9 protein-coding genes are annotated in these 12,346 nt (G+C 47.1%); 5 read left to right on the top strand and 4 right to left on the bottom strand.

The window, feature by feature from the left end; all coding sequences use genetic code 11:
* Positions 1–33: 33 nt before the first annotated feature.
* The 3 genes from NZ043_RS15370 (at position 34) to NZ043_RS15360 (ending at position 2,125) form a co-directional block, all read left to right on the top strand.
* The gene (locus tag NZ043_RS15370; protein ID WP_339312555.1) at positions 34–951 is read left to right on the top strand and encodes a YafY family protein; all 918 of its coding nucleotides are present in this window, start codon (positions 34–36) and stop codon (positions 949–951) included.
* A gap of 83 nt (positions 952–1,034) precedes the next feature.
* Positions 1,035–1,544 carry a DinB family protein gene (locus NZ043_RS15365; protein ID WP_339312553.1) on the top strand — a complete coding sequence of 170 codons (510 nt, stop codon included), beginning with the start codon at positions 1,035–1,037 and terminating at the stop codon, positions 1,542–1,544.
* A gap of 11 nt (positions 1,545–1,555) precedes the next feature.
* Entirely contained in the window at positions 1,556–2,125 is a 570-nt protein-coding gene (locus NZ043_RS15360) for a YdeI/OmpD-associated family protein (protein ID WP_339312551.1), read from the top strand.
* 73 nt (positions 2,126–2,198) lie between these two features.
* Here NZ043_RS15360 and NZ043_RS15355 read toward each other — a convergent pair whose 3' ends face one another.
* Positions 2,199–3,062 carry a helix-turn-helix domain-containing protein gene (locus tag NZ043_RS15355; protein ID WP_091034003.1) on the bottom strand — a complete coding sequence of 288 codons (864 nt, stop codon included), beginning with the start codon at positions 3,060–3,062 and terminating at the stop codon, positions 2,199–2,201.
* 177 nt (positions 3,063–3,239) lie between these two features.
* Here NZ043_RS15355 and NZ043_RS15350 point away from each other — a divergent pair, with 177 nt between their 5' ends.
* Both NZ043_RS15350 and NZ043_RS15345 read left to right on the top strand, forming a co-directional pair.
* Positions 3,240–4,754, top strand: a complete 1,515-nt coding sequence (locus tag NZ043_RS15350) for a glycoside hydrolase family 43 protein (RefSeq protein WP_339312763.1) — start codon at positions 3,240–3,242, stop codon at positions 4,752–4,754.
* 316 nt (positions 4,755–5,070) lie between these two features.
* Complete coding sequence (locus NZ043_RS15345; RefSeq protein WP_091034008.1) at positions 5,071–7,371, top strand: AraC family transcriptional regulator; 2,301 nt, start codon at positions 5,071–5,073, stop codon at positions 7,369–7,371.
* 204 nt (positions 7,372–7,575) lie between these two features.
* On the opposite strand, the gene NZ043_RS15340 is transcribed toward NZ043_RS15345, so the two are convergent.
* The 3 genes from NZ043_RS15340 to NZ043_RS15330 are packed head-to-tail and all read right to left on the bottom strand — an operon-like array spanning position 7,576 to position 12,291.
* Positions 7,576–8,622 (bottom strand): glycoside hydrolase family 18 protein, encoded by a 1,047-nt coding sequence (locus tag NZ043_RS15340; protein ID WP_339312548.1) that lies wholly within the window; start codon positions 8,620–8,622, stop codon positions 7,576–7,578.
* 5 nt (positions 8,623–8,627) lie between these two features.
* Complete coding sequence (locus tag NZ043_RS15335; protein WP_339312546.1) at positions 8,628–11,261, bottom strand: transglutaminase domain-containing protein; 2,634 nt, start codon at positions 11,259–11,261, stop codon at positions 8,628–8,630.
* Positions 11,262–11,268: 7 nt separating this feature from the next.
* Positions 11,269–12,291, bottom strand: coding sequence for a carbohydrate-binding family 9-like protein (locus tag NZ043_RS15330; RefSeq protein ID WP_339312544.1), 1,023 nt, complete (start codon positions 12,289–12,291; stop codon positions 11,269–11,271).
* Between the last annotated feature and the right edge of the window lie 55 nt (positions 12,292–12,346).

The following is a 12,346-nucleotide window of genomic DNA, read 5'->3' as shown; positions in this document are numbered from 1 at the left end:
ATGACAAAATGGAATAACGGGCGGGGATACCTTTTGAAATTGGAGCGATTAATCTCAATCATATACAAATTGCTGAACCACGAAGTATTGTCTGCTTCCACCTTGGCGGAAGAGTTTCAGGTGTCCCCAAGAACGATCTATCGGGATATTGATGTAATCTGTGCCGCCGGCTTCCCGGTCGTCTCCCATCAGGGACTCAAAGGCGGCTACGGCATGATGGACGGATACAAGATGGATAAAAGCTTGCTTGGTTCTTATGATGTGGATTCCCTGATAACTGTCCTGAGTAGTCTATCCACAGTATTCGAAGATGCACGTGCACAAGGTACGATTGAACGTCTGCAAACGATTGGACCGGAGCATCAAACCCCAAGTCTATCGGTGGATCTGGAGACACGCCGAACAGAACCTGATGCCCTTCCTCATCTGCGTAAAGGTATTACGGATCATCAGGTTGTCCGTTTTGACTACATCAATACAAAAAATGAACATACACCCCGCCATCTGGAACCGGTAAGACTTCATTTTAAATATCGTAATTGGTATGTTTATGGATTTTGCCAGACACGGCAGGATTATCGCGAGTTCCGACTGTCCCGGATGATGAACGTGCAACTGACATCGGAACACTTCCAACCCCACCTTGAGCTTCCCCAAGAGACGGTTGTGTCAGATCCGTCATGGCAAGATCAGGTAAGTGATGTGGTATTTCGGGTGAACCCGGAAGCGCTCGCGGAAGCCATGGATCATTTTCAACAGGCAGATAAGCAATTTCACGAGGATGGAAGTATGACGATGCGGATCCAGGTTCATCAACCGTTACAAGCCAGATGGCTCTGGTCGTTTCTGCTTAGTTTGGGAAGTGGTGCTGAGGTGCTTGAACCGATTGAATTACGAGGCATCCTGAAAGAACAACTTCAAAACGCACTTAAGCTCTATGAAGAAGTATGACACGCTGTTGTCATACTTCTTTTTTTATAATCATCTCAGTAAGTTAACCCAATCTATCGCGAAATTAAAGGAGACGATTATCAATGAATCATCCGGAGCAAATGTATAATTACCACGCATGGGCCACTCAAACAATCCTGGGCAGAATCAAGGAACTGCCCTCTTCCGTACTGAGTCAGGAAGTGAACAGTTCGTTTCCAACCATTGCTCACGCACTCAGCCATATCTACGCCGTAGATAAAATGTGGTACGAGGTATTGAATGGCACCGGTATGCCCGAGGCACTGCAAGCATGTATACCACTAAATAGTGAAATTCACGGTTCTGTGGATGAGTACGTCCAACGTTTTACCGACCTGTCGGCACAATACAGTGAGTGGTTACGAGGCCAAGCGGATCTGGAGCAAACCATTCTACTCGATAATCCATTTGCCGGCGTTCGCGAAACCAGCTTATCGGAAATCGTATTCCATGCTGTTAACCACGGCACCTATCATCGAGGCAATGTTTCTACCATGCTGCGTCAATTAGGGCATGCCTCCATCATGAATGACTATTCACTCTTTTGGTATCAGGAACCGGCTCAAGTATAGTTGACAATCGGATGGAACATGTACATTGTATCCCCGTGACGTCGAGAAATGAATTGAGAAATTGGTTGCAGACGCATGGAAAAGTCGAGAAATCTTGCTGGGTAATGATAAGCATGAAACCCGTGCCAAATACCCTGCTGTATTTGGACGTGGTTGAGGAGTCGCTGTGTTTTGGCTGGATCTATGGAGTCAAAAAGAAAATATCCGAGACTCAATTAGCACAGAGATTATCTCCTAGGAGTAAACGTAGCTCATGGACTGAATTGAACAAGGAACGTGTCCGTCGACTTGAAAAGTTGGGCTTCATGCATGACGAGGGTAGAGAGGTTCTTCCTGTTATGAAGCCAAATGCTTTCACTATTGATGGTGTGATCGAACAAAGGCTGAAAGAAGACCATCAGGTTTATGCAAATTTCATGGCCTTCCCTACCCTGTATCAAAACGTTCGGATCGATACGATCCAAAGTGTTAAGAATCAGCCAGCATTATTCCAGAGCAGACTGGATAAGTTCATAACCAACACAAAGGAAAATAAAATGTACGGTCAGTGGCATGACAACGGACGGCTATTGGACTATTGAATTTTTCCCGAGACAGCAGACAGGACCTCCATATGAGGAGGCCCTGTTTTGGTGTCTTATATTCGGTCAGATATTAATGAGTCTGCCTGTATGTTTTGGGAGACTTGCCAAAAGCTTTCTTAAACTGACGGGTGAAATAATTACTGTCGTTAAATCCACATTCATACGAAATTTCCGTGATGGACATATTCCCGTTTTTCAACAAATGACACGCCTTCTCCAAACGCAACTTTTGCAGATAAGAGATCGGGGTCATCTGATAATAGGATCGAAAAATCCGATTCAGATGCCTTATTGAGATATTCGACTTCCCCGCAATATCCTCTAGCGACAATGGCTCCAGATAATGATCTTCGATAAATGAAATGGCATTTGCCAGATGCATCAGATTATTACCTTCGATCCCCTTCTCCTGCGTATCATATTGCCTCGACAAATAAACAACCATCTCCGTAAGACGTGAGATCAACATCGTCTGATACCCTTGCTGTTTACTCTGATACTCCTCAATCATGAACGATATCAGCGATTCTACATACTCCAGACTGGAAATGGATAACGCCAATTTACTCGGAAAGGAGTGAATATTACGATAAAACGGTTCCAAAACAAACAGCGCCTGGAAGCCGTTAGATTTTCTCAGATCAGGCCCAGCCGAAGCAAGCATTTCGGGACTGAACATAATGTTACAGATCCTAAAATCATGAGGGTCTTTATACGCATGATGGGTGTCGCCATTAATCACAAATGCGTTCCCTTTTTTAATAAAAAATTCCTCGGTGTTCACCACATGGGTTGCATGACCACTCAGAACAATGACAAGTTCCGTAAAGTCCACATGATTATGAAGTTCCATGTCTTGGTCGTGTCCACCATACTGAATGAAAAATGGAAACTGCTGATCCGAAGTAAACCATCTCAAATATGCATTACTCAAAAGCATTCCCCTCCGCAAACCATGTTGGGTTGAATGTCTATATCATGCTATTCGAGGACCGAAAAATCAAGGTTGGAAATGATTAAAGACGATATAATTCCCCTTATAGCAAGGATACATTTCATACGTTCACGTTCAGATCCATATTAAACTCTCGAAATGAATAGGAGCATAATGATGAAATATACCAATCCGGTGATTCCGGGGTTTTATCCAGATCCAAGTATCTGCCGTGTAGATGAAGACTATTATCTGGTAACCAGTACCTTTGAATATTTCCCTGGTGTACCCATCTTCCACAGCAAAGACCTTGTGAACTGGCGACAGATCGGCCATGTCCTCACAACCACTGAGCAACTCCCTTTAGCGAACGCAGGCAGCTCTGGCGGTATTTTTGCCCCAACACTCCGGTACCATGATGGTTGGTTCTATATGACAACAACCAATGTCAGCGGCGGCGGAAATTTTTATGTACGTAGTGCCCAGCCCGAGGGACCATGGTCTGCTCCGATTTTTGTTGATCAGGGCGGCATTGATCCCTCTTTTCTCTTCGATGAAGATGGACATGTGTATTTTCAAACGGCCTGTAACGGCGATGAAGGTGAGGGCATCTATCAATGCGAGATAGACATCACGACCGGATCCAGACTAACCGATAGCCGATTGATCTGGACTGGAACCGGAGGAGCAGCCCCCGAAGCTCCCCACATGTATAAAATAAACGGCCTCTACTATCTGATGATCGCCGAAGGTGGAACCGAGTATGGTCATATGGAGACCATTGCTCGGAGCACAGAGCCATACGGACCATTTGATCCGTGTCCTCATAATCCAATTCTGTCCAATCGGAGCATGAAATCCAGCATTCATGCAACCGGTCATGCAGACCTTGTCCAGATCCAGGATGGAAGCTGGTGGGCCGTATCTCTTGGCATTCGTCCAGCAGGTTACCCCATGCGGCACCATCTGGGACGTGAAACGTTCCTGGCACCTGTCACTTGGACGGACACCGGTTGGCCAGTGATCGGTGTGGACGGACATATTGAGCAGGAGATGACTGGGCCTTTGTTGACTGAGCACCCTTGGTCGCCCCAGGCTATTCGGGATGATTTTGACGAACCATCATTAGGCATGAACTGGATCTTCTTACGTAATCCAGTTCCGGGTAGTTGGACGCTCACTGAAAATCCCGGGCAACTCATCCTCCGAGGTCATTCGGTTTCACTCGATGATGGACAAAATCCAACCTTTGTCGGGCGTCGATTGAGCCATTTCTTATGCAATATGGCAACCGAGCTACGTTATGAGCCAAATGTGAGCGGTGAGGAAGCTGGATTAACCTTATTTATGAATGATAAATATCATTACGATTTGGTTGTAACACGGATCGATGGGCAGAAGAAAATCATACTACGGCGAACCGTCGGCTCTCTGCGAACCGAGCAGGTGTTTGACTGTGACACGGGGCCGGTTGTATTACAAATCAAGGCTGACCGTAATCACTTCACGTTCCTCTACCAGCAAGGTTCATCCGATGCCATCGAAGTGGGTTCAGGGGAAACACATCTGTTATCTACCGAAGTAGCAAGTGGTTTCACAGGTGTGATGATCGCCATGTACGCTTATGCTCCATCGGGGGAGTGTACACCTGCAAGTTACGATTGGTTTGACTATGAACCTCTGGACGAATAATCGTTTTAACTCCTATATTCAGTAATAGAAAAATATAATATATGATAAGCTAAAATTATCCCCTTAAAGTAGATACTCTTTGAAAAGCCTTGTGTGGTAGCATAAGGAAATGAGTGAACTTTGAGGGGATTTTGCTATAGCTATATCTTTATTACGGATTGCACTTGAATTTATAAAAGAACCATTGCTTTATTAGAGAAGTTCTCCTAGTATTTTTAGAAGGAACACCCCAGCAGTTCCCATCTTGGCAATAACTTCACTGCCCATATGAGAGCGCTATCGCTGCAGCACGAAAGAAAAACGGGAGGTTGCAGATATGAAATGGAATCACTTCAAGTCCAAGCTTCTGTTTAAGTACACCCTATCCTATATCTCCATTTTCCTTATCCCTCTTGTTATTTTAACCATCATTATTTATCACAACGCTGTGGACACGCTCCGTTCAGAGATCGAGCAGACCAATGTCAATCAGCTCACTCAAGCCAAAACTGTCATTGATGATCGCATGAAGGAACTACAAGACATCGCTTTTCGCATCGCCTACGATGAGCAGTTAACGCGGTATTGGACCCACCATCCGTACTATAGCCGGGAATCAATAAACGCATTGGTCAAATACAAAGCTACCAGTTCCATTATCGATGAGTTATTCCTGTTCTTCCGCGGAGATGATAACATCTATTCTTCTCAAGGTTCTGAGAACCTGGATGTATTCACTGGCCGCTACAAATTTACTACGTGGAACAAAACAGACATGATCCGGGATTTGAATAACGTACAGTCCCCCACGATACGTCCAGCGGAGCAGGTCGTCCAAGGAACCAGAATACCCAATTCCATGCTGGCCTACCTTGTACCGATTGCACCTAACAATACGCCCGCCCATGGAACCGTCATGTACCTGATTCACGAGTCCAATCTGACGGGCCTAATTGATTCCATCCTCAGCGACTATCACGGGATGACTTATATTTTCGATAATTTCGGGCAAGTACTGGCAGCCAATTACAAGGGAGAAATCATATCCGAACAGGAAGTTAACGCTCTGTTTGCTCTTGAACCCGGAACGCACAGCATCTCCTTAAATCAAGAACCACATTCGGTTGTATCCGTTAAATCGGATGCGGGTTGGACTTATGTGACCGCTATGCCGAGCAACCAATTTTTTAGCCGAATCGTTCATATTCGCACCTTTGTTGTTCTTGTTTTCTCCTTCATGGTGGTGATGGGCACGTTCCTCGCCATTATGTTGGCCCGAAGACATTACCATCCGATTTCAGACTTAATGGAGTTCATTCGGTTGAAAAATGATCCTGATCCATCCTCCACCACCAACGAGCTGGAATGGATTAAGAAAACACTGCATGATTATAGTCAGCGCGTAGATCTTCAGGAGCCCTATGCTCGCAATCATATTTTGCTCATGTTGCTGAAGCACGGTCACACCGGAGATTTCCCCTCTGAGTTTACGGATAAGCTTGGCATACGCTTTAACCGATCCCATTATTTTGTGATGACCATGGGCTGGGAAATGCATGCTTTTCCTATCGGTGATAACCCCGAGCAACCTACTGTCATGCAGCTGATGAACGATGTGGAGCTGCCGGAGTTGTCTGCATATGCTTACGGCGTGGAGCTGCCACAGGCAGACCAATTGGCCCTTATCGTGGGATTCGATGCCGAAATAGAGCATGAAGGTAGACTGAATGCTCGTATGGAGCCTATTGTTGAAAAACTGCAATGGATGGTGACAGAACACACCGGGGTCGCGCCCGCAATTGGGATAGGCAATCGGTACATTTATCCGAAACAGCTGAATCAGTCCTACATTGAGGCCTCGACCGCTCTGGAAGCATCGATGCTGCATGGACAGGGCAGCAGTACATACTTTAACAACCTTTCCGGTTCCGATGTACAGGATTCTTCCTTCTGGGTTCCTAAGGATGTGTTATTAAAGCTGGTTCAGAGCTTAAAACAAGGCAGCTATGATGTGGCGGTTCAGATGGTGTCAACTGCGTTGAATACCCTGAAATCCGAAATGCCGTCTGTACCGCTGCTGCGTTGCATCTGCTTTGATATTCTGAATACAATGCTCAAAACCGCTTCGGAGCTTGGAATTCATCATGTGGTTGATCAACTTCCAAGGATCACTTCCTACGACTCGTTGGAGGATTTGGAGAAAAAACTGACAGGTCTTGCCGCCGAAATCTGCGCCCATGTCGAGGCAAAGAGTGAAACGGAAGAAAGCTCCCTGATGGATGAAATTGTTGCTTATATCGATGCCAATTTCTCTGATTATGATCTCAGTCTGGGTACGATTTCATCGAAATTCACGATCTCTTCATCCTATTTCAGTCGTTCTTTCAAAGAAAAGATCGGCATGAACTTTACCCAATATATCTGGCAGAAACGGATGGATGAGGTCATTCGACTACTGCTGCATACTACCGATCCGTTAAAAGATATCATCACGCGTGTCGGTTACCTGGATACACCAAACTTCATCCGCAAATTCAAAAAAGAGACGGGTTATACCCCAGGGCAATACCGTAAAATGCACCGTCCCAACGGCTCCGCCGATTCCCCTGATGATGATGACGAGGAATGTATTGGATAAAGGGATACATTGTCTCTGTGAATGGTTACATCTCAAAACAGTAAACAATGTATATGAGAGCGAATAACCGTGCCTGATTCATTAGACCAAAATAACGCAAACAAGGGGCCGTCCTATACGCCATGCTCATGACGTATAGGACGGCCCCTTCGTATGTTTTTAGTCCTTAGACATAATCGATCCGTCGGCTTCGACGTGCTTATCCTATTTCCCAGCTGGAAGAACCTTCAGCCCTTGATGTACTGCACCCAGCAAACGGTGAGTTGGATCACAGCCGTACTCCCAGAACATGATCCCGGCCAGACCTTGATCCTTTACGTAATCACATTTGCATTGGATCGATTCTTCATCATCATACGATATTAAGCTGGACCCATTAAACAGAAACGGTGCACAGGCTTCTTCATCCCAATAACGAGTGTAACCATTCTTGTTAATGTACTTCGCTTCCAGCTCGGCAAATGATGGTCCATATCCACCTGTACTACCGGCCATTTGATGGAGCCCGTAGTTTCCGTCAGGAACCTCAGTCCAGATCCGGGAATAGAACGCAGCTCCGATCACAATTTTCTCCTTCGGAACGCCTGCGCGAATAAACAGGTTCACGGAAGCATCCGTACTGATTCGAAACAGATCTCCGGTTGGCGTGTACAGATTCGTATGATGTCCAGTCAGGACTTGAAAACCGCCACGCATATCATAGGTCATCAACTGCACGTAGTCCAGGTACTGCTGCACCTTAGCCATCTCTGTACCATCAACGTAGTATTGATCAGCCCCTGCCGCAATGGTGAGCAGATAATAACGGCCCTCCTCTTCTCCCTTGGCACTCAGTGCCTCCCGCATCGTCTTGAGAAGTAAAGTGAAATTCCGTTTATCATCAGGACTGGATGCGATACCTGCTTCACCATAACAAGGATACTCCCAGTCCAGATCAATCCCGTCAAATGGATATTCCTCCAGCACCCGGACCGCAGATGCAGCCATGCTGTCCCTCCCCGCCTGGGTTGAGGCGGCTTCGGAAAAACCGCCTGCGCTCCATCCGCCTACAGACAACAGCACTGTAAGATTCGGATGCTCCCGCTTGATGTGCTGGATCACATGGCCGTTTTTTAAATGCTCGGTGGTGATTGCATCATTCTTGACATGTCCGAAGGCTACGTTCAGATGTGTTAACTTCAAGAGATCCTCATGTGCCATATCGGGGAGAACTGAATCAACAGCATAACCCGCAGCAATATATCTCGTCACTCTCTTCACTCCGATCCGTTCGATGATTGAGATATCGCAGCAGCAATCTGCAAGGCTTCCTTCCCGGTACCAATCTTGTACCCGGAAGCCAGATAACGAACTTGATGCTGAGTATCCAGCACAAACAGATGTGGATAACCCGCTTCATAAGCCGCAGGCTTCGAATTGAAGCCTGAAAAGGAAGCATAACTGGAATCTCGTACAAAAACCGTGCGTACAGGCAGTTTTGGATAATCAGCAGGGTCAAAGGCAGCGTTCCATTCCATATCTCCGATCATGAGTACGATGGGTATGCCCAGCTTATCCAGCGGCTCTGCCAGCTCGCACAGTTCACGAATCAGATGTTTGGTCGGTTCCCGCTCCGGTTCAATCCAGGCAGCAATGGCACCCTCCGATCCCAGAAGTTCCTCCAGTTCTACCTCTGAACCATCCAGACGGGTCAGTATACTTCCTGGTGCCAGTTTACCCAGTACAGGAATATCAACCTCATTCTCGCGATAAGACAATACAACATCAGTTGTATCTCCGGCGTTCACGGTAAAGTAAACGAATCGTACTTTTGCCGTTCCATCTTTCAGACGAATGCCTGTCGTTAAGCGATAAGCTCCTGCCTCAACCTCATATGGCTCACTATAGACATCCGTACTGCCATAAGGATAAATCAACGTCTTGTAGACGCCATCTTCCAGACGGGCAAACGTAAAGTTCTCGAAATAAGATGCTTCAGGTGTATCCTGCGAAGCTTTTATATCCCTATGAAGTTGGAGCATTCCCCAGCTTGTGCTCTCCTGAGTTTGAGGTAAGGCGAGACTAAACACTGCATCCTCCCAGCCTCTGTCACTTAGATACTGTGGTTTCTGTGCGCTCGGATGTAATCGGGCCGGAATACCCAAACTGCGACATACAGCCACAAACAAAATATCCAGCGACTGAGAGTCTCCCTTCATTAGACTAAACGTCCCTATCGGATTCCCTTTACCTTTTAGATTAGGAAGATCTTCATAGTATTCGTATTCCTGTTCCAGCATTCGGGCAAGTGTCGCAGGATTTTCCCTGAACGTCACTACCTCCTCTGCCGAAAAGGCATTCTGGAATACACCTCGATAAGGGACCAGCATCTCATAGGAGATCCGCGGACACAGGATGTATCTCACAAACGTATCTTCCGCCCATGATCCTTGCTGCGAGAGTGCACCAATCAGATGATCGTCCAGCGTCTGGCGAAGGGTATCAATTAAATCTTTTTCATTCATCGACTCCAGCAACCGGAGCGGCCATTCACCGTATGAATTGGAACGTTCCTCTAGGAAAGCTGCAATTTCACGACTGTTCCCCCTTGCCTGCTGGAGAACATCCCACACACGTACCGAGGGCAGTCCAACCTTTTTAGCCAGCGAGACAGCTTCCTCCTCACTCAGGAACGTGTCCTCATACTCGCTCCGGGTCTGCGCTCCTTCCTCCAGCCGACGATTGTGAATCTGGATCTTCTCTTCCGGTAACACAATCACAGCCTCTCCCTCCCTTTCCGGAGGAGGAACTATATCGAAATCTACAATCCCTGTAGGCTGCTCTGATGAGTTCAGCACAAGCTCTATAACCTTGTTTTCCTGAGCCTTGAATAGGATCTCACTCCACTTGCCGCCGCTAACCGCACGAATCAAAAGGTCGCCACAGCCTGTCTTAAAGGTCGCTTCCCCTTGTGCATCCGTCCTAATCTCGGCAATTGGATAAAATTCAGCCGTATTGTACAGCTCAAAACGGACGCTCGCGCCGGGTACGGGCTCTCCCTGTTCATTTTTCACCTTCACATAGATGTTGCGTGTTGGCGCATAGTTCTCAAGCAGATTAATCTCCGTAAATCCCTTTTCGGAGAGCGTAATATCCTCTGGGCCGGGATAGTCGGCATAGATTCTCGTATTAATCAACATGGCCCTCCGGGCTGGCGGACTGAACCACCCTTGGTTCAGACGGACTTCCGGCTCGCATGCACCGATGTAATACCATTGACCATCTGCCCAGGCTTCTACCCAAGCATGGTTACTGTCACAGTGAGCCCAGCGCGGTGTGTAGACCTGACGGGCAGGTATACCGATGCTGCGAAGAGCGGCCACCGCCAGCGTGGATTCTTCGCCGCATCGACCACGAGCATTGCGGATCATCGTCAGCGGTGATATCGTACGCAGATCGCTGCCTATATAGGTCGCTTTTTCATGACACCAGTAATTGGTCTCCAAAATGGCATCTGCCATGGATAAGTTCGTAGTCCGCTCGGCTAATTCGTCATACAATAAGCCGCGGTAATCTTCAATATTTTCCGTATTTATGCGATAAGGCAGTACAAAATGAAGGAACAAATGATCAGGAACGCGTTCTCCCCAAGGCACACGTTTACGGGTGTCCAATGCCCGGCGCACATGACTCAAGAACAAGTCCCCGTTATAATCAGCCATGTCGTTTACCGGCATATAGGCATAGACATACTTCAATGCCCACGTCTCTTCTTGCGTTAGCTCCTGCTGAAAAATATGAAACAACTCCGATTTGCGAGCCTCTGCAAAACGTACCTTCTCCTGGAACTTCTGCTCGATCCTCTCCAATGACTGTGCATCAAGGGAAAATACCAAGGTTTGGCTGGTCATTGCGTTCTCACTCCTTCCACAGCTTTCCGTCTTCCCGAATACAGATCAAGGCCGTTCCGTCCAAAGACGGCGCAGTAATCTGGAACAGGCTGCGAGTCGTTTCAATAACAGGCTCACAGCTCCACGATTCCTTACCCATAAGCAACTTCACATCTTGGGTAAATTCACCATGCTTTTCATAATAATTACGTTCACGGTAATAAAGCTTGCGAAGCTCCCATTTGATTCGTTCGTCTTCAGGCAATTCAAATGACTGATCCGTTCCGTCATCCGAGAATACAACATAACCCCATAACTCCGGGTAATGCATGTTGATAATGCCCATAGGTGACCACACCCAGTTGTCCTCGGGATAAGGTTTACCCGTCTCTGGATTCAATACCTTGCGGTACTCATCGTCTTGCACTTCCGTCTGCCACTCCACACGCGAGAAGTTGACACGCCAGAACTCACCCGGCGCAGGTGGACGGTTTCCTTCGGCACATTCCTTTAGACTGGCCCAGGGAATCGCGACTTCCACGCACCATTTCCGGTTCTCTGCACCAGGTCTGTTCAGTTCCCCATCGATATATACGGCTGTCTTGAGACCGCTAATATCCCAACCGTTAACCGGAGGCCCACCATCCCGATACGGCTTCACTAATAACAGGTCCCATACCGTATTGAGCGCATTGATCTCGAACTCATAATATTGATGGGAATCCCCGTCGGGATCGATAAAAATCTCGAAGTCATTGTCATAAAAAATAACGGAATCACGCTCAGTCAAGGTAGCCCATATCTGATCTTCAATCAGCTCGGCAGCAAAATAGAAATAGTCGTCATCCCACAGCATTTTTACCCGCGTCTGTTTCTCAGGCTTTGGACGAAGATCACCTTCGATATCAACGAAATCATCTGTCCAATGGGCCGCATCCCAAAATGCCTTATCCACACGACCGTCTAACACCAACGGTTCCTGCGCACGCCTGCATATATAATGTTTGGGAGCAAACGCAATCCTGGGTTCTGGCACTCCACTTCTGTTCATGTCACTCTCTCCAATTCGTAAGGGAGGGCATGCATCTACCAGCACACGCCCTCCC

It is taken from the genome of Paenibacillus sp. FSL k6-2145 (assembly GCF_037976585.1).
GTDB lineage: Bacteria > Bacillota > Bacilli > Paenibacillales > Paenibacillaceae > Paenibacillus.
The sequence above is the reverse complement of the archived record's forward strand: the minus strand, read 5'-3'. Positions and strand labels throughout refer to the sequence as shown.